The 19190-nt window shown below is 63.8% G+C and carries 15 protein-coding genes and 1 pseudogene; 10 read left to right on the forward strand and 6 right to left on the reverse strand.

From position 1 onward, the window contains the following. Nucleotides 1–12: 12 nt before the first annotated feature. Both secA and KWO_RS04325 read left to right on the forward strand, forming a co-directional pair. Nucleotides 13–2751, forward strand: coding sequence for a preprotein translocase subunit SecA (gene secA, locus KWO_RS04320; protein ID WP_010381750.1), 2739 nt, complete (start codon nt 13–15; stop codon nt 2749–2751). Nucleotides 2752–3091: 340 nt separating this feature from the next. Next, nucleotides 3092–4039 (forward strand): Nudix family hydrolase, encoded by a 948-nt coding sequence (locus tag KWO_RS04325; RefSeq protein ID WP_010381749.1) that lies wholly within the window; start codon nt 3092–3094, stop codon nt 4037–4039. 70 nt (nt 4040–4109) lie between these two features. On the opposite strand, the gene KWO_RS04330 is transcribed toward KWO_RS04325, so the two are convergent. The 3 genes from KWO_RS04330 to KWO_RS04345 form a co-directional block, all read right to left on the reverse strand. Beyond that, nucleotides 4110–4781, reverse strand: coding sequence for a hypothetical protein (locus tag KWO_RS04330; RefSeq protein ID WP_017112772.1), 672 nt, complete (start codon nt 4779–4781; stop codon nt 4110–4112). Nucleotides 4782–4920: 139 nt separating this feature from the next. After that, on the reverse strand, nt 4921–5748 hold the full coding sequence (gene metF / locus KWO_RS04340) for a methylenetetrahydrofolate reductase [NAD(P)H] (protein WP_017114225.1): 828 nt from the start codon (nt 5746–5748) through the stop codon (nt 4921–4923). 39 nt (nt 5749–5787) lie between these two features. Next, nucleotides 5788–7170 (reverse strand): glycoside hydrolase family 2 TIM barrel-domain containing protein, encoded by a 1383-nt coding sequence (locus KWO_RS04345; RefSeq protein WP_010381737.1) that lies wholly within the window; start codon nt 7168–7170, stop codon nt 5788–5790. Nucleotides 7171–7710: 540 nt separating this feature from the next. On the opposite strand from KWO_RS04345, the gene KWO_RS04350 reads away from it, so the two are divergent. After that, on the forward strand, nt 7711–8688 hold the full coding sequence (locus KWO_RS04350; protein WP_010367603.1) for an NAD(P)H-quinone oxidoreductase: 978 nt from the start codon (nt 7711–7713) through the stop codon (nt 8686–8688). Nucleotides 8689–8923: 235 nt separating this feature from the next. Beyond that, on the forward strand, nt 8924–10681 hold the full coding sequence (locus KWO_RS04355) for a S53 family peptidase (RefSeq protein WP_026113175.1): 1758 nt from the start codon (nt 8924–8926) through the stop codon (nt 10679–10681). 37 nt (nt 10682–10718) lie between these two features. Here the strand turns inward: KWO_RS04355 and KWO_RS23370 are convergent. Further along, nucleotides 10719–11165, reverse strand: a pseudogene (locus tag KWO_RS23370) (VOC family protein). Nucleotides 11166–11543: 378 nt separating this feature from the next. Here KWO_RS23370 and KWO_RS04375 point away from each other — a divergent pair. The 4 genes from KWO_RS04375 to KWO_RS04390 all read left to right on the forward strand — a co-directional run bounded on the left by KWO_RS04375 (nt 11544) and on the right by KWO_RS04390 (nt 15267). Next, nucleotides 11544–12479: a Gfo/Idh/MocA family protein gene (locus tag KWO_RS04375; RefSeq protein WP_010381734.1), complete on the forward strand. Its 936-nt coding sequence runs from the start codon at nt 11544–11546 to the stop codon at nt 12477–12479. Nucleotides 12480–13098: 619 nt separating this feature from the next. After that, complete coding sequence (locus tag KWO_RS04380; RefSeq protein WP_010367587.1) at nt 13099–13644, forward strand: DUF2058 domain-containing protein; 546 nt, start codon at nt 13099–13101, stop codon at nt 13642–13644. A gap of 227 nt (nt 13645–13871) precedes the next feature. After that, nucleotides 13872–14429 carry a DUF3228 family protein gene (locus tag KWO_RS04385; RefSeq protein WP_010381728.1) on the forward strand — a complete coding sequence of 186 codons (558 nt, stop codon included), beginning with the start codon at nt 13872–13874 and terminating at the stop codon, nt 14427–14429. Nucleotides 14430–14580: 151 nt separating this feature from the next. Beyond that, entirely contained in the window at nt 14581–15267 is a 687-nt protein-coding gene (locus KWO_RS04390) for a sulfotransferase family protein (protein WP_010367580.1), read from the forward strand. 208 nt (nt 15268–15475) lie between these two features. Here KWO_RS04390 and KWO_RS22445 read toward each other — a convergent pair whose 3' ends face one another. Next, nucleotides 15476–15685, reverse strand: coding sequence for a hypothetical protein (locus tag KWO_RS22445; RefSeq protein ID WP_010367576.1), 210 nt, complete (start codon nt 15683–15685; stop codon nt 15476–15478). Nucleotides 15686–15763: 78 nt separating this feature from the next. Here KWO_RS22445 and KWO_RS04395 point away from each other — a divergent pair, with 78 nt between their 5' ends. After that, nucleotides 15764–16696: a sulfotransferase domain-containing protein gene (locus KWO_RS04395; protein WP_010381726.1), complete on the forward strand. Its 933-nt coding sequence runs from the start codon at nt 15764–15766 to the stop codon at nt 16694–16696. A gap of 31 nt (nt 16697–16727) precedes the next feature. Beyond that, the gene (locus tag KWO_RS04400; RefSeq protein ID WP_010381724.1) at nt 16728–17510 is read left to right on the forward strand and encodes a class I SAM-dependent methyltransferase; all 783 of its coding nucleotides are present in this window, start codon (nt 16728–16730) and stop codon (nt 17508–17510) included. Between the two features lie 237 nt (nt 17511–17747). Here the strand turns inward: KWO_RS04400 and ahcY are convergent, their stop codons facing one another. Further along, a complete protein-coding gene (gene ahcY / locus KWO_RS04405) occupies nt 17748–19190 on the reverse strand; it encodes an adenosylhomocysteinase (RefSeq protein WP_010367570.1) in 1443 nt (480 codons plus the stop codon).

Consider the following 19190-nt stretch of genomic DNA (forward strand, 5'->3'; position numbering starts at 1 on the left):
CCGGTTTCTTCAATGATCAACAGTCTGCTTACCCGTGTCTTTGGCAGTCGTAACGAACGCCAGCTGCGCCAGCTCAACCGCCTCGTCACCCAGATCAATGCGCTGGAGCCGACGATCGAGAAGCTCTCCGACGCCGAGCTGCAAGCCAAGACCCCGGAGTTCAAGCAGCGGCTTGCCGCCGGCGAGTCCCTGGACAAGATTCTTCCCGAAGCCTTTGCGGTGTGCCGCGAGGCCAGCCGCCGCGTGCTCGGCATGCGCCATTACGATGTGCAGCTGATCGGCGGCATGGTGTTGCACCTGGGCAAGATCGCCGAGATGCGCACCGGCGAAGGCAAGACCCTGGTGGCCACGCTGCCGGTCTACCTCAACGCGCTGCAGGGCGAGGGCGTGCACGTGGTCACGGTCAACGACTACCTGGCGCGCCGCGATGCCGCGCAGATGGGTAAGTTGTACAACTGGCTGGGACTGAGCGTGGGCGTGGTGTATCCGGGCATGCCGCACAGCGACAAGCGCGAGGCCTATGGCAGCGACATCACCTACGGCACCAATAACGAATTCGGCTTCGACTACCTGCGCGACAATATGGCGCTGTCGCGCGCCGACCGTTACCAGCGCAATCTGCATTACGCGATCGTCGACGAAGTCGACTCGATCCTGATCGACGAAGCGCGCACGCCGCTGATCATTTCCGGCCCGGCCGACGAATCGCCGGAGCTGTACATCCGCGTCAACCGCATCGTGCCGCAGCTGACCAAGCAGGAAAGCGAAGAGAGCGAAGGCGACTACTGGATCGACGAAAAGGGCAAGCAGGTGCATCTGTCCGAAGCGGGCATGGGCCACGCCGAAGAACTGCTGCTGCAGGCCGGCATCCTGGAAAACGCCGAAGACGGGCTCTACGCCGCGCAGAACCTCAGCGTGGTGCATCACCTCAACGCGGCGCTGCGTGCGCATGCGATCTATCAGCGCGATGTGGATTACATCGTGCGCGACGGCGAAGTGGTGATCGTGGACGAATTCACCGGTCGTACGCTGTCCGGGCGTCGCTGGTCCGACGGCCTGCATCAGGCGGTCGAAGCGAAGGAAGGCGTGCCGGTACAGCGCGAGAATCAGACGCTGGCCAGCATCACCTTCCAGAACCTGTTCCGCATGTACAAGAAGCTGTCCGGCATGACCGGTACGGCCGACACCGAAGCCTACGAATTCCAGAGCATCTACGGCCTGGAGGTGGTGGTGATTCCGACCAACCGCCCGACCGTGCGCAAGGACCATCCCGACCAGGTGTTCCTCAACCGCAAGGGCAAGTTCAATGCGGTGCTGGCCGACATCGAGGACTGCGCCAAGCGCGGTCAGCCGGTGCTGGTGGGTACGACCTCGATCGAGACCTCGGAGATGCTGTCCGAGCATCTGCGCAAGGCTGGCGTGAAGCATGAAGTGCTCAACGCCAAGCAGCATGAGCGCGAGGCCACCATCGTGGCCAACGCCGGTCAGCCGGGCGCGGTGACCATCGCCACCAACATGGCCGGTCGCGGTACCGACATCGTGCTGGGCGGTTCGCTGGAAACCGAACTGCATGGCATGGGCGAAGACATCAGCGACGAGCAGCGCTTCGCTGCCAAGACCGAATGGCAGCGCCGTCATGATGCGGTCAAGGCCGCTGGCGGCCTGCACATCATCGGTACCGAACGCCACGAATCGCGCCGTATCGACAACCAGTTGCGTGGCCGTGCCGGTCGTCAGGGCGACCCGGGTTCGTCGCGTTTCTATCTATCGCTGGAAGACAATCTGATGCGCATCTTCGCTTCGGACTGGGTCCAGAAGGCGATGCGCATGATGGGCATGAAGGAAGACGACGTCATCGAAGATCGCCTGGTCAGCCGGCAGATCGAAAAGGCGCAGCGCAAGGTGGAAGCGCACAACTTCGACATCCGCAAGAACTTGCTGGATTTCGACGACGTCAACAACGACCAGCGCAAGGTGATCTACGCGCAGCGCGACGAATTGCTGGACGCCGAGTCGGTCAAGGACAATGTCGACGGCATTCGCGGCGATGTGATCTACGACCTGGTCGCACGCTTCGTGCCGCCCAATTCGGTCGACGAACAGTGGGACCTGAAGGGCCTGGAAGCCACGCTGGAGTCGGAGCTGGGCGTGACCTTGTCGCTTACAGACATGGTGCGCGCGCAGGAAGAAATCGATGCCGAGCAGATTGCCGCCAAGGTGCAGACAGCGGTGGATGCGCACTTTGCCGAGAAGGAAGCGGCCGTAGGCAACGACACCATGCGCGCGCTGGAAAAGCACGTGATGCTGACCGTGCTGGACCAGGGCTGGAAGGAGCATCTTGCCAAGATGGATTACCTGCGCCAGGGCATCTATCTGCGCGGTTATGCGCAGAAGCAGCCCAAGCAGGAATACAAGAAGGAAGCCTTCGAGCTGTTCTCCGATATGCTGGAGAACGTCAAGCGCGAAGTGATCAACCTGCTCGCGCGCGTGCGCATTCGCAGCGAAGAAGAAGTGGCCGAACTGGAAGAGCAGGAACGGCTGCAGGCGCAGGCGCGCTTGATGGCCTCGCAATTCCAGCACCAAGGGGCGGGCGGCTACGGTGCCGACGAGGAAGTGGAGCAGATGCAGGGCGGCAACGCGCCGGTCCCGGTCTCGCAGGTCACTCGCGACGAACCCAAGGTGGGCCGCAATGACCCATGCCCCTGCGGCAGCGGCAAGAAGTACAAGCACTGCCACGGTCAACTCAGCTGATGCTGAGTTGACCGTCGAGCAGCCCGCTTTGCGGGCTGCTCACCCGCTATCCGCGTTGCGGATAGCGGGCTCACGGTGCTGCTTCCGATTCCCTGCGCCTTCGGCGCGCCCCCCTTACCACTTACCAACGGGGCTTTTCTTTCGGAAGTACTGCGATAGCCTTTTGAAGGACGCGCAGTTAGGCGGGCGAGTGCGGCTTTGGTCTGCTGCGCTGAGGCGCAGATTGGGAGTGCGTGATCGGCAATTGGTAACGCTGGTGCAACGCCTGCGTTAGCGAATCCCAAATCCGCAATCCCGGCTGCATTGCACTGCACCGCTCACTCGCGGCACTCTTGTCGCCATGCCTGATTCTCTTCGATCCATTCACGTCGTTGCCGGCGTGATCACCGACCCCCGCGGGCGCATCCTGCTGACCCGCCGTACCGAAACCCGTGACATGCCTGGCCTGTGGGAATTCCCGGGCGGCAAGCGCGAGCCTGGCGAGACCTCCGAACAAGCGCTGGTGCGCGAGCTCAACGAAGAGCTCGGCATCGAGGCACAGGTCGGCGATTGGCTCATGGATGTGCCGCAGCTCTATCCGGACAAGCGGCTGCGTCTGGAAGTGCGGCATATCACCGCCTGGAAAGGCAGCCCACGCGGCCGCGAAGGCCAGGCCATGACCTGGGTGGCGGCAGACAAGCTGGCCCGCTATTCGATGCCGCCCGCCGACGTGCCCGTGGTGGGGGTGCTGCGGCAGCCCGACCGTTACCTGATCACGCCCGAGCCGGAGGACGACGCGCGCTGGCTGGAGGGCCTGGAGCTCGCGTTGCACAACGGCATTACGCGGATCCAGCTACGCGCGCGGCAGCTTGCGCCTGCGCGTTGGCAAGCACTGTTGCAGCAGGTCATGCGCTTGCGTGGCCGCGCGCGCGCGCAGCTGCTGCTCAATCGCGATATCGCGCTGGCTGCGGAACTTGGTATCGGCGTGCATCTGGGATCGGAACAGTTGGCTGGTTTGCAGGAACGCCCGCTGCCCGCAGAACACCTCGTGGCTGCGTCGTGCCATGGCTTGGACGACTTGCGCCACGCACAACGGATCGGCTGCGACTTCGCGGTGTTGGGGCCTGTGCAGGCCACCGCATCGCACCCGGGCGCCACCCCGATCGGATGGGATGGTTTTGAAGCCTTGCGCGAACAGGTCTCGCTGCCGATCTACGCGCTTGGCGGCATGCAGATCGAGGATGTGCGAGAGGCGCGGTCGCATGGCGCGCAGGGCATCGCGGCGATCCGCTCGCTGTGGCCGCAGTGACTGCACCGACGCAGTCGGTGTTCGGCGATACTTCTGCGATTCCATACAGCACGGCGACACGCAGACACCGCTAGAACGTCACCCAGAAGCAGTTGTATTGCCTGCGCAGCCGCAGCACGCTGCGCTCAGGCGTGCCGCTGGCGAGGTTCTGTTCCAGCCGCAGGCCCCAGGGGTGCGGGCGGCTAGGTGGGGCGGCAAGTGGCGCGTCGATGGTGCTGCCATCCAGCGATGGGGTGGGCGCGGTGGTCTCGGCGTCCCAGGTTGGGGTGTCGTCGCTTTGCGGATACATCGGCACGATATCCAGCAACGGACGCTGCACGATCGCTTCCAGGCGGCTCAGCACCTGATTGGCGGCGGCATCGGATTGCCCGCTCCACAGGTATAGGCTGGACAGACGATTGACGTCGCGGCTGTCCACTGCCGATTGCAGCAGCGACACCAGTTCGCTCAGCCGCCTTGGGCAGCCATAGCGATACAGACTGGTATTACCTTGCGGGCGGATGTCGGATGGCGCGCGGCTTGCCGCGGCAACGTCTTCGCAGCGCCGGTCGGTGAACATGGTCTGCCCGTCCGGCGAGACGCAGCGATGGATCTCCTGCGCCTGCACACGTGCGGCGGGACAGGCGCAGAGCAGTAACAGCAGGGGCAGAAGGCGAGGCATCAGCACAGCGTAGCCGGGCGCGTGTGAGTTGGCGATGCAGGTGCGCGCTAGGGCGGGCGCGATGGCTGTCTGTCGTTCCATCAACGTCGTCAGCCCGCGTGCGCATCGTGACTTACGCCGTGGCGCGTGACGTCCTGTGCTGTGAGGAAGGGCCAGCGAACTACGTGCCCGATACGTGCTTCCAAGCGCACCTTGAAACACGTGAAAATGCGAAGGGCACTTAGCGTCCAAGCAGCTGCAACACCTGCGTGGTCGGTTTGGCCAGATTGAGCGTGTAAAAGTGCAATGCCGGCGCGCCACCTGCCATCAGGCGCTCGCATAAGGCCGAGACGACTTCTGCGCCGAACGCGCGTACCGCATCGGCGTCGTCGCCGTAGGACTGCATCTTCTTGCCGATCCAGCGCGGAATCTCCGCACCGCACTGCTCGGAAAACCGCCGCAGTTGCGAGAAGTTGGAGATCGGCATGATGCCCGGAATGATCGGCACCTCCACACCCATGCGCTGCACCGCGTCGCGGAAATGGAAGTAGGCATCGGCGTTGTAGAAATACTGGGTGATCGCCGCATCGGCGCCGGCATCGACCTTGGCCTTGAAATAGCGCAGGTCGCTAAGCGCATCTGTCGCTTGCGGATGGGTCTCGGGATAGGCGCCGACCTCGATCCGGAACGCATCGCCGTGCTCGGCGCGGATGAAGGCGATCAGGTCCGAGGCGTAACGCAGGTCGCCCGGATGACCCATGCCCGAAGGCAGGTCGCCACGCAATGCAACGATGCGGGTGCAGCCGATCGCCCGATACAGCTTGAGCAGTTCGCGGATTTCCTGCCGGCTGCCGCCGACGCAGGACAGATGCGGCGCAGCTTCGAAGCCGTGCTTCTGCTTGAGGTGGCGCACCGTTTCGGAGGTGTAGCTCAGCGTGGAGCCGCCGGCGCCGAAGGTGCACGACACATACTCCGGCGCGTAGCCCTTCAACCTGGCTGCGGTGCGGTCCAGTTGCGCGCGCTGGTCATCGGTCTTGGGCGGATAGAACTCGAAACTGAGATGCGTCATCGCGGCGGGTTCGGCAAAGCGTGTGGGCATAATATCGCTTCATCGCGATGAATGCATATTTGGTTGCGGCAGTTCCGATTCGCGCGGCGCTGATGCGGGATGCGGCGGCAGAACGCGGAACGGCAGGTTGGCGTAACCGGCGCGGCCCGCGTTGTCGTGTACTTCAACGAACAAACGATAGTTGCCGGGCGGTGGTGCGATCAGGCGGACCGTGTCGCCCGAATCACGTGCGCCAGCGCGATCACCGGCGGCGAGGGTCGGCTCAAACCCGACATCGACCAACGGTGGCAACGTCTCCGGGTCGCCGCCGATGCTGCGGGCAGTACTTTCGCTGCGAATCTGCCAGGTGTAGCGCAATAGGGATGCGCCACTGGCGTGAATGCTTGCGGTAACGGCTTGGCCCGGGCGCAGACTCACGCTGTCGGTCGCGCGCTGGCCATGCAGAGTGAGTGCCGACACGGCGGGCGCACGCGTGGCCGGCCACTGCCCGGTCCACAGCAGTTGCAACGTGTCCACGCTGGGCGTGGCTTCGCCCGAGGGCAGGAACAGGCCATACCAGGTGGGCGTGCGCTCCTGCTTGTCGCCCCACAGAAACACGAACGATCCAAGCCCTTGGCGGGTGTCGCTGGCGATGTAGCTGCGGTAGCGCTGTTCCAGCAATACCGCCTTGCGCGTGCTGTCGTCTTCGATCGGTGCGCCCCAGCCTGTGGTTGGCGATTCCCAATGCCCGGTGGGGCCCCACTCGGTGACCACGTAGGGGCCGCGCCACTCGCTATCGCGCAGTTTCTGCGGCAGCGCCGCAATATCGCCATAAAGCTGCACGGCAATCAGGTCCAGTGCCGGTGCGCGTGTCTTGAGCTGGTCGATCAGCTGCTTGTCGAAGCCGGCCAGCGTGGTGGTGACCGGGTGGTCCGGATCGATGCTGTGGATGGCCTCGGCGATCTCGCCGACCGCATTCCACACCTTGGGATTGCTGTAATCCAGATTGAGCTCGTTGCCGACCACCCACATCAATACCGCCGGATGCGCTGCCGATCGCCGTACCTGCGCAAGGATGCGCTGCAGTTGCTGCTGCACCGCGGCAGCATCGTTGTAATCGAAGCCATGCCGCTGGTTGCCGACCTCGATGCCGACCGCCACTTTCAAACCGTTACGCTGCGCACGATCGAGCAAGGCGCGCTGGCGTTGCGGGTCAGCATCAACGCGCCAGGTGCGCAGCGCATTGCCGCCGCGTGCGGCCAGCGTTTCCATGCTGCCATTGCCCAGGCCAGCGCCCTTGATCACGAACGGGGCGCCATCCACCAACAGGCGATAGCCATCTGCTTGCTGGGCAATGCGCACCTGCGCTGCACGTGTGGGCGTGCTTGCGCACAATGCGAACACGCAGATGACGGTGATGCGCACATTCCACGGCAACGGCATGGCAGCTCCTGGTGGCTAGCAAGACGCCAGCATAGGCCGGGACACCGTGCTGCGGGCCGACGCGTAGCGTCTGCGTGGTTGGGGCTGCTTGCGGGTCATCGCATCTTGTTCGGGGGCGATTGCTGCACCGGCGGGTCGCTTAGATGCGCGAGCCTGCGGCGCGCTCGGTGAGCTTCAGGCATTCCAAACCAGTTAGTCGGAGTGCGACATGTCAGAAATGGCGATGGCTGTATCGCCGAATCCTTGGAGCACATCTGAGTCGTGCCGGTGCGCAGCCTCGACGAGCTTGCGGGTGCGCTTGCGCCGGCGAGCAATCCGATACTTGCCTGAACTTTTTCGAGATGCTGTCGATGATAACCGCTCGTGCATTTGCGCAATACCTCGTTCGCACACGCAGCAGCATTGCAGCGCAGTTCTACGCAACCGCATCACCTGTCTGCAGCTGCTGCGGCACCACTTGCAGGTAAACGTGCGATGCCTCTGCGCCAAGCGTTGACGTCTGCGCGCCTACACTTGGCGCAACTTCTACGGAGCGCCTTTATGAGCGATACCACGATGACCGCCATCGCCATCCGCGATGGCAAGGGCGACGCCGACGCGCTGTACGCCATCGAGCAACCGCGCCCGCGTCCTGCACCGGGCCAGGTGCTGATCCGCGTGCACGCCGCCGGCATCAATCGACCCGATCTGCTGCAACGCGCCGGGCACTATCCGCCGCCGCCTGGCGCACCGGAAACGCTGGGGCTGGAGATCGCCGGCGAGATCGTGGAGCCGGCTGGTCGCTGGAAAGTGGGCGACCGCGTCTGCGCACTGCTGGGCGGCGGCGGTTATGCGCAATACGCTGCCGTCGATGCGCGTCACGTGCTGCCGATTCCTGCGGGCATGGATCTGGTGCACGCCGCCGCGCTGCCGGAAACCATCTTCACCGCCTACGCCAACCTGTTCGAACACGGCCGGCTCGCGGCGGGCGAATGGCTGTTGTTGCACGGTGCAACCTCGGGCATCGGCGTCACCGCGATCCAGATGGCCAAGGCGGCAGGCGCGCACGTGCTGGCGACCGCACGCTCGGCCAGCAAGGCCGCACAGGCGCGCGAATTGGGTGCCGATGTGGCGGTCGATTCCACCGGCGAATCGTTTGTCGAGGTGGCCAAGGGGCACGGCGGTGTGGACGTCGCGCTCGACATGGTGGGCGCTACAGTATTCGCCGACACGCTGGAAGCGCTCAATCCACGCGGACGCATCGTCTATATCGCCTCACAGGCCGGCGCCACCATCGAGGTGCCGATTCCGGTGCTGATGCGCAAGCAGGCGGTGATCACCGGCTCGACGCTGCGCCCACGTAATGCCGATGAAAAAGCCCGGCTGGCCGCAGAAGTGGAACGCGTGGTGTGGCCGTGGATCGAACAGGGCAAGCTGCGTGTGCTGCTCGACAAGCGCTTCCCGCTGAGCGAAGCGGCCGCGGCACATCGCTATCTGGAACAGGGCAGCCACCTGGGCAAGGTGGTGTTGGAAATGTAGGACGCAGGCATGCGAATAACCGACCGGCGCCGGCGGCTGTCGTCGCCGTGCGTTGCGATTGGCCAGCGTCGGCAGGGCCACCGCGTGCAGTGGGCAGGCACCTCGGCGCAGGGCTTGAGCGTCAGTTGGCATTCGCATCGCTTTACGCACAGAGACTTCGCGCTGCTGCGTCTGCAATTGATGCTGCCTCATGAGAATCCGCAGCATGTTACTCAAGATCAATGGCGGTAAACGCATGGTGACGCGCTCTTTCTGCCGGGGCGTATTGGCCTGCGCCATCGCGTTGGGCCTGACCGGCACCGCGCACGCGGCCGAGCCGACACCTTCGCAAGTGGCTACCGGTGTTGCCCTCGCACCGGAGCGCATCCTGCAGGTGGATTTCGTGCTCAAGCCGCAGGTGAGCATGGCCCAGCAACATGCGGCGGTGGAGCAGTGGTTGACCCGCGATGGCGGCGATCCGCTGTTGCGCGGTCCACTGGCCCGGGCGTCGGCTGCTTCCGCCAGCGATATCGCACAGGTCAAGGCATATCTGAGCCGGTATGGCATCACCGATGTGCGCCCGGCCACCGATGGCCGCTTGCTGCAAGTCCGTGCAACAGTGGCGGCGTTGCAGGCCGCCCTTGGTACCCAGCTGCGTGCGGTGACTGCCGATGGCCGCGTCGGCGTTGCCGCAGCGCAGGGCGCGGTCGCAGTACCGGCTGGCTTGCAGACGGTGGTGCAAGGTGTGGTCGGCCTGGACGGCACCGCTGGTGCCAAGGTCACACCGCACGGCGCGCCGCTGAGCGCCGCGCGCACATCTCTGTGGAATAGCAGAGCCGTGATGGCCTCCAACAGCGGCGGCGCAGAAGTCGTACGCCACAGCATCGAGGAGCTCAATAGCGCCTATGGCGCCGATACCCTGGCACCGGCCAGCGATATCGTCGGTGCGGTCATCGCCGCCGGCAATCTGGAAAATACTCTCGCGCGGCTGCAGAGCTTCCAGACGCTGCATGGCCTCAGCACTCTGGTCACGGTGGTAACGGTGGGCGACCCCAGTGCACCGGGTTACCAGTCCAGCGCCGCCAGCAAAGATTCCGAAGTCGAGTGGGACATGGATACCCAACTGCTGGTGGGTAGCGCCGGCGGATTGAAGCAGCTGATCATCTACAACATCCCGGATTTTTCCTGGAAGAGCATGATCGATGGCATGGCCCGGGCTGCCGACGACAATCTGGCCCGCGTGGTGAGCATGTCGATCTACGCGCAGGAGACCCAGGTGAACGACGCCATCTTCCAGGCCATGGATGCCAGCCTCAGCAAGGCGGTACGTCAGGGGCAGAACTTCGTGATCTGCAGCGGCGACGACGGCGTCTATCTGCCGCTGAGTGCGCGCGCCAACGCGCCTTATTACGACACGCTGGTGGGCCGCCCGGATCTGCGCCAGGTCGGTTGGCCGGCGTCGCACCGCTACGCGATTGCTGTCGGCGCCACCGAATTGCAGACCCAGGGTGGCAACCCCGGCAGCTACTCCTCCGAGCGCGTCTGGAACGCCGGTGTCGGCCGTCAGCTCAGCCAGGGGGGAATCAGCAAGATCGCTTACGCGCCACAGTGGCAACGCACTCTCCTGCCTGGGCAGACGGCGTCTGGATACCGCGCCGTGCCCGACGTCAGCTTCAATGGCTCGTTCTACAGCAGCGCACAGATTCGCGGCACCAACGCCCAGGGCAACGAGGCTGCCTGGTATGTGTGGGGCACCAGTGCGGCTGCTCCGACCTTCGCCGGCTATATCGCCCGGCTATTGCACTCGCATCCCAGGCTGGGCTTCGTCGCGCCGCAGATCTATCAGTACGCCAGCCAGCATAATGATGCGCAGCGTGCCCATGACGTCGTGGTCGGTAGCAACGGCCTCTATCACGATGGATATAATGCCAGCTCTGGCTGGGACTTCGCGTCGGGCTGGGGCAGCATGAACATCGGCGACTTCGACCGTTTCCTGACGCAGGCATTGCCATGACGTTCAATGCGTGCGGTGAGCTTGCCGTTGCTGCGGCTTAGAGCACCGACATGCCAACGTCGCGTAGCGGCGGCGCCGGTTGCCGCGTTGGCGTACGGTCGACCACCGCTTCGATGTGGTGCCCGTCCGGGTCGATGACGAACGCGGCGTAATAGTCATCGCCATAGTCCGGTCGCACGCCGGGTGTGCCATTGCAGTGGCCGCCGTGCTGTAGCGCGGCGCGATGGAAGGCGTCCACGGCCGACGCACCGGTGGCGGCAAACGCCAGATGAAAGCCGGCCCCCGGCGCACACTACGTGGCTTGGCGTTGCTTCAACGCCAGGCAATCCTCGCCGCCTGGCCGGCCATAGCCGACAGCTTGGTCGTGCGTGCCTGGCTCCAGATCGGACCACACCCGCACATAGCCAAGCGCGCCCAGCGTTGCGTCGTAGAACGCGGCGGATATCTCGATCGTACGAACGCCCAGCGAAACGTAATGCAACATCGGTGCAGCCTTCAATGGCGACGGCACCTTGGCGTGCCGGCAGCGATGCTCATCTGCATGCGCGCTGGCGTCAATCGCGCACTGCACAGCGGGCCTGTGACGTTGTGGTCGAGGTTGGCCAGGTGCTGATTCCGCAACGCGGAGCGCAACCTTTGTACGCCGCCTTCGTTGTGCAAGTGAGCCGTCCCCGTGCGCGGTGGCCAGCGCGCAGGTATAGCAAAACAAGCAGGAGCGATGTCTCGCAGTGGCTGCACCCTGACCGTACACTGCGCCATCGCGAGCACGACCAGCATCGCACCGCCCTAGCGGTGACCATGCAGTGTGCGTGAGCAGGCGTTCGCACCCGTTATTACCACCTCTATCAGCACGCAGGTTTCGATGAAGCATCCAGACGCATTGCGCATTGCCCTTGTCGGGATCGGCAAGATCGCCCGCGATCAGCACGTGCCCACCATCGCGGCCCGGGACGATGTGCAGCTGGTGGCCACCGTGAGCCGGCATGGCACGGTCGATGGTGTGCCGGCCTATCGCACACTGGAAGACGCCTTCGCCGCGCAGCCGCAGATCGAGGCGGTGGCCTTGTGTACGCCACCGGTGGGCCGACATGCGCTGGCACAAGCCGCGTTGGTGGCTGGCCGCCATGTGTTTCTGGAAAAACCGCCGGCCGCCACGCTCGCCGAAATTCATGACCTGCAAGCCGTGGCGCAGCGTGCGCAACGCAGCCTGTTCACCAGTTGGCATTCGCGCTGCGCTGGCGGTGTGGAGCCTGCCCGTGCATGGTTGGCCGACAAGCAACTCGTGCGCGCGCGCATCAGCTGGAAGGAAGACATTCGCCACTGGCATCCGGGCCAGGACTGGATTCTTGAACCCGGCGGCATGGGCGTGTTCGACCCTGGCATCAATGCGCTCTCCATCGCGACCCATCTTCTGCCGCGCAGCTTCGCGCTGCGCGAGGCAGAGTTGCACACCCCCGACAACCGGCAGGCGCCGTTGTATGCCCGTCTTGCGTTTGTCGATACCGCAGGCGTGCCGGTGACGGCCGAATTCGACTTTCTGCAGACCGGTCACCAACGCTGGGATATTGAAGTGGAAACCACCGCGGGCATGCTCGTGCTCAGCGAAGGCGGTGCCAAACTGAGCATCGATGGGAAGCCGCAGGCGCTGCCTACCGCTAGCGAATACGACGGCTTGTACCGGCGCTTCGTGCAGTTGGTGCGCGCCGGTCAATCAGAAGTAGATGTCGCACCGTTCGTGCATGTGGCCGATGCCTTCTTGCTGGGTGCGCGCAAGGTCACCGCACCGTTCGCCTGGTAAGGCCGTGCGCCTGCTTGGCTAACGTTGACTGCTGCCCGCAGCATGCCGGAAGTTCTGCAGCGCGCAGCTTGCGCCGGCTATATCGATCCAGGCTCAGCGATAGGCGCAGCTCATGGCTGACAGGCAGCGTGCGCAGCATGGCCAGTGGTATCTGGATACATTCGCTGATGACGCAGGCACATTGTTTCGCATTGCTTGCCGCTAGCTTTCCGCCGACCCCGCGCACGTCACCGTTCCACGCCTCGCAGCCCTTGTTCGGCAATGCCAAGGTGACGACCCCGCGGCTTACACGCTTCACCCATATCACGCCGCCAGCATTCCGGCGTAAACGGCGGGCACGGTCTGCAGATGGCCTTGCGCAGCTTGGGCAAGCCATGCGTCATTGTGCTTTGTGACTTGCGGAGACACTGTAGACGCCGAATGGCATCACAGCTGCCATCAGGCCCAGCCGCACCAGCCCGCCGATGCGGCGATAAACCGGAATGGGCAGCCTGCCGCGGCTGGCAGCTACACGGCCGCGGCTAGGACCACGGGCGATGCCAACGGGTCGGTCAGGCTACGACGATAGCTTAGTGCCTGCCGCGTTAAACTAGCCGCCAGTCCACTGCCTAACTTCCCAATGCGCAATCCTTTGCAAGAACAGCTGCTCAAGGCCGGCCTGGTGAAAAAAGCCCAGGTGGACAAGGTTGCACGCGAACAAGTCAAGCAGCGCCATGCCAAGGGCGCGGCGGTGCCGCCGGCGGCGACGGACAAGGTTGATGCGGCGCGCCTGCAGGCCGAGCGTGCCGAGCGCGATCGTGCGCTGGCCGAGGAGCGCAACGTGCAGGTGCGCCGGCAGGAAGTGCTTGCGCAGGTGCGGCAGATCGTGGAGACCAACAAGGTCAAGCGCGAAGGCGAGATCGACTACCGCTTCAACGACGGCAGCGTGATCCGCAGCGTGCTGGTCAACACGACGTTGCGCAACCAGTTGGCCAGCGGTGCGTTGGTGATCGTGCGGTACGGTGATGGTTTTGAGCTGATTCCGCGCGCGGCCGCCGACAAGATTTACAGCCGCGATGCCGATGCCGTGGTGCTGGATCACGGACGCAACAGCGCGCCGGCTGCGGCCGATAGCGATGATGACTACTACAGCCAGTTCAAGGTGCCGGACGATTTGATTTGGTAGCGCTGACGAGCTACCGCAGATACGGATTTGCCCGCATCGTGTTCGCGTCCTCACTACCTGCTGCGTATCTGCGCGTTATCGACGGGTGTTCCGCAACTGCCGAAAATCGATTGCGAACACCTGCTCGCGCCGGCTTAGTCGCCGCGCATTGGCCGCGTTGTCGCGCAACGTAGTCGCAGCCCAGCCCGCGCGCTACTCTGACGCTCTTAGTCGCCGCATATCCGCTTATGTCGATCGTCTTGACCCAGTTCGCCCGCTCCCGCTTGTTTCCGCGCGATGGGCGTCGCAATGCCATTCAGGACTGCGCGCCGGAGCAGTTCATCCAGCGGCTCAACGACGAGGCGCCGCTACGCGTGATCGAAGGCTATGCGCCGTTTTGCCAATTGCATGTGCACCGCAACTGGACTTCGACCCGCTGCCTCACCATTCCCGTCACCGATGACAACCGGCACCTGCTGCGTTCCGGCTACGAGGCGCGCAGCACGCAGGAATTGGCCGTGCTGGTGCGTTGGTTCGAAGGTGTCGAACCAACGGTGGCTGCCTATCTGCTGCCCATCCTCTACAGCCGCGAGCAGTTGGCCAAGGAAGGCACGCCCATCGAGGCAGAGTGGGGTGTGGTCGGTTGTCTCTACACCGCAGAGCCGGACGAGATTCCGATGGCACCGATCACCATGTTGCGCAATACCCTGGGCGTGGAAGAGGGCGGCTCTGGCACGCCGCTGGACCGCGATGCCTATCGGCGTAGCGTCGCGTTCTGGGAGCGCAATGCCAATTGGCGTGGGTGAGCGTTTGGCTCCGGTCCGCGTTCTTGTCCGTCAATTAAATTGCGCCTGGTGCGTGTATTTGCCACATCCATCTGACTGCCAGTGCCGGGACGCGTACGCCATGGGTGCGTGCTAGGTTGCCGCCCTGCGTGTAATGGATCGGAGAATCGCCATGTCGTTAGAAGTGCTTGGTGCTGGCCTAGGCAGAACCGGGACGCTGTCGCTGAAGTTCGCGCTGGAACATTTGGGATTTGGACCGTGTTATCACGCCACGGAGGTCGCCGCGAACATGCGTACGGCACTGCCGCTGTGGAATGCCGCCGAGCGCGGTGTTGCAGACTGGTCGGCCATCTTCGCCGGCTACCGTTCGAGCACCGACCATCCTGGTTGCTATTACTGGCGGCAATTGATTGAGGTATATCCGCAGGCCAAGGTCGTCCTGACGGTGCGCGATCCCGACAGCTGGTTCGAGTCGGTGACCCAGACCATCCTGATGCCGGGCAGAAAGAGCACCTTCGTCGGCCCCGAGGGCGAAACATTCAGCACGTTTCTGAAACAGCAGATGGGTGGGCGCAGTCAGGACCGTGCCTTCATGGTCGACTACTTCAACCGCTGGAATCAGGCGGTGATCGATACGGTGCCAGCCGATCAGTTGTTGGTGTTCTCGTCTCGGCAAGGCTGGGCGCCACTGTGCAGCTTCCTCGGCGTACCGGTGCCGCATAAGCCTTACCCACACTTGCACGCACGGCCGCGGCTGCGTTGGTTTACGCGTGGCTTGCGTCTGCCGGATGACGTTGCCGCACGCGAGCGGCATGTGCGCGAATATCTGGAGTACCTGCGCGAAAATCTGTTCGGATAAGGGCACATTGCGTGTCTTATTTCTGCGACACATGCCCGGTAATTTTATTTTAAAGATAAAGTACTAACCGTAGTGTTGATTGGCCATATGACTATTGCTAGCCTGAAGTAAGGCGAATGTCAGAGTTCGTCATTTCTGAAACTTCCAGACAAAGGTGCGCGTGATGAAATTTGCCAAAACCATGCTGCCACTCGTGTTTTCGAAGATTTTAAAAATGTTTGGTCCGCGCAAGGTGGCCTATATCTACACGCAGTAACTGCAATGCCAGGGCGGGCTTGGCCGGATGGCCCGCACGCACGCGCATCGTCGGCAACGGCGATGCGCGCTGCCGCAGGTCAACGGTGGCCTGCAAGTGCAGTGTGCGGATGTGCAGCAGCTCGTTACGCGGTATTGCCTGGCCTTGGAGCCGGGCGCGCATGCGTATCATGCGGCTGCGAGGTGTTGGCGTGTGCACATCTGATGAGCCCGATGCGATGACAACCGACAGGACGCCGATGTGGGCATGCCCTCCAAGCAGCGCGAATATTCCAATCGCTTTTTCGACTCGACAGTCTGGAACGACTTCGCCTTTCGCGACGACGATGTCGTCATCGCCAGCTATGCCAAGGCAGGGACGACCTGGGTGCAGCAGATCGTCGCGCAACTGATCTTCGGCGGCGCCGAGGAGATCGACGTCTCGCGGCTGTCGCCCTGGTTCGACTCGGTGTATCCGGACAAGGCCACCAAGCAGCGACTGCTCGCCGAGCAACGCCATCGCCGCTTCGTGAAAACCCATCTGCCCGCCGATGCGCTGGTGCTGTCCGAACGCGCCCGCTATCTCTACGTCGGCCGCGATGCGCGCGACATCGTCTGGAGCCTGTATGACCACCAGCGGGCAGTCAGCGCCGATGCGCAGGCGCGTCTGGATGCGGAGCCCTCCGGCAACGGTAAATTGAAGGTCATGCCGCCGCCCACGTGCTCGGTCGAGGCCTATTTCCAGACCTGGATGCGCGCCGATGGGGCGCCGCTGTGGCCGTTCTGGGAGGGCGTGCGTTCCTGGTGGGCGCTGCGCGATTGCGACAACGTGCTGCTGATGCATTACGCCGCGTTGCTTCATGACCTGCGTGCGCAAGTGCGGCGCATTGCCGCATTCGTTGATATCCCGCTGGATGCCCAGTGCTGCGAGCGCGTGCTGGCGCACTGCAGTCTGGACTACATGCGCGCGCATGCGGCGCGCTACGTTCCACAGGGTGCCGGTTTCTGGCGCGACGGCGGCCGAGCCTTCTTCAATCAAGGCCTCAATGGGCGGTGGCGGGACCGACTGGCACCGGCCGTCGATGCGGCCTATCGGCAGCGTGTTGTCGCCGAGCTTGGCGCCGAGTGCGCGCATTGGCTCGCCACCGGCGACGTTGCGTCGTCGGCGCACGCGACGACCGGGATGGTTGCTTAGGGTGGCCAGCGGGTCTTTCGCGGAGAGCAGCATGGATGGATCGTCAGCGCATGCCTACGATCAGGTGTCACGATACTATGATCGCCTGAGGGACCACTGGGCCGCTGCCAGTGCAGCGCAGTGTGCGCAGGCATTGGCGGCACTGGTCGGCAGTGGCACGGCGCTGGAGTTGGGGATCGGCACCGGCCGCATTGCGCTGCCGCTGGCGGCTGGCGGCGCGGCAGTCTGCGGCATAGACAACTCGCCTGGCATGTTGGACCTGCTTCGTGCCAAGCCCGGTGCCGAGCGACTGAGGCTGGTCTGCGCCGATTTTGTCGATGTCCCTGTCGCCGGGCCGTTCGACCTGATCTATTCGGTGTATTCGCTCGGCTATCTGTTGACGCAGGACGAGCAGTTGCGTTGCCTGCGCGCGGTGCACGAGCGCCTGGCAACCTCCGGCGTGTTCGTCCTGCAGACGATGGTGCCCCGGGCGGAGACGTTGCTGGCGGACGGCAAGGTGAGGTCGTTGGAGGCGCCGGCCCTGGACGAGGGCGACGTGCCGGTGATGCTGATGTGCTCCAGCGCTGATCCTGCCCGGCAGCTGATCCAGCAGCGCATCGTGATGATCGGGGCGTCGGCGACCCGCGTCTTCAACGATCGCTATCGCTATCTTTGGCCTTCCAAGCTGGATCTGATGGCACGGATCGCCGGCTTGCGCTTGCGGGCCAGATGGGGCGATTGGAGCGGGCATCCCTATACCGCGCGCAGCCGTAGCCAGATTTCCGTGTATGAGCCTGCCGCGATGGATGCAGACGCGGCGAGCGCACGCCGCTGACGGTGCCATCGGCCAAGATGGGCCGGCGCGGCTGCAGCAAGTGTCACCGTGTCGTGACCTTGGCCGCCGGGCGGTCTGCCACTTTCGGTCGACCACAGCGCAAGCGACGACGCACAGCGCGATGCGTGGGCAGATTCAGATTCGACGTCTCACCCATAGACGCCTTGATGCACAACGGGCGCCCTGCGGCGCCCGTTGATTCACACTGTCGAGGATGGGCGACGGTGCACCCACGTTTCAGTAGCGGTAATGATCCGGCTTGTACGGGCCAGCCACGTCCACGCCGAGGTAGTCAGCCTGGTCCTTGGTCAGGGTAGTCAGCTTCACGCCGATCTTTTCCAGGTGCAGACGCGCAACTTCTTCATCCAGGTGCTTGGGCAGGATGTAGACCTTCTTCTCGTAGGTGTCGCGCTTTTCCCACAGGTCGATCTGGGCCAGGGTCTGGTTGGCGAACGAGTTGGACATCACGAAGCTCGGGTGGCCAGTGGCGCAGCCCAGGTTCACCAAGCGGCCGTCGGCGAGCAGGAAGATCGCGTTGCCGTTCGGGAACACGTACTTGTCCACCTGCGGCTTGATGTTGATCTTCTCCACGCCCTTCAGCGCGTTCAACGCATCAACCTGGATCTCGTTGTCGAAGTGGCCGATGTTGCACACGATGGCCTGGTCCTTCATCGCCTGCAGGTGTTCGACGGTGATGATGTCCTTGTTGCCGGTGGTGGTGACATAGATGTCGCCACGGCCCAGGGTGGATTCGATGGTGTTGACCTCGAAGCCCTCCATCGATGCCTGCAGCGCGCAGATCGGGTCGATTTCAGTGACGATCACGCGGGCGCCATAAGCGCGCAGCGAGGCGGCACTGCCCTTGCCCACGTCGCCGTAACCGCAGACCACGGCGACCTTGCCGGCCAGCATCACGTCCATTGCGCGCTTGAGGCCATCGGCCAGCGATTCGCGGCAGCCGTAGAGGTTGTCGAACTTGCTCTTGGTGACCGAGTCGTTGACGTTGATGGCCGGGATCAGCAGCTTGCCGGCTTCGGCAATCTGGTACAGGCGGTGCACGCCGGTGGTGGTCTCTTCGGAGACGCCCTTCCAATCCTTGACCACACGCGCCCAGTAGCCCGGGCGCTCGACGGCCACGCGCTTGAGCAGGGCCTTGATGACGCTCTCTTCGTGCGAGGAAGCCGGCTCGTCGACCCAGGTGCTGCCGTTTTCGAGCTCATAGCCTTTGTGGATCAGCAGGGTGACGTCGCCGCCGTCGTCCACCACCAACTCCGGGCCGGTGAGGGTGCCGTCGGGCAGGGTGAAGGTCAGCGCGTCCAGGGTGCAGTCCCAGTACTCTTCCAGCGTTTCGCCCTTCCAGGCGAACACGGGGGTGCCGGTCGCGGCGATCGCAGCGGCTGCGTGGTCCTGGGTGGAGAAGATGTTGCACGAGGCCCAGCGCACGTTGGCGCCGATGTCCTTGAGCGTTTCGATCAGCACCGCGGTCTGGATGGTCATGTGCAGCGAGCCGGTGATGCGCACATCCTTCAGTGGCTTGGTTTGTGCATGCTTACGGCGGATCGACATCAGGCCCGGCATTTCGTGCTCGGCGATGTCCAGCTCCTTGCGGCCCCAATCGGCCAGGGAGATGTCGGCAATCTTGTAATCGGCGTGCGGGGTAATCTTTGTCACAGCGTTCAT

The sequence above is a fragment of the Xanthomonas vasicola pv. musacearum NCPPB 4379 genome (assembly GCF_000277895.2).
GTDB classification, from domain to species: domain Bacteria; phylum Pseudomonadota; class Gammaproteobacteria; order Xanthomonadales; family Xanthomonadaceae; genus Xanthomonas; species Xanthomonas vasicola.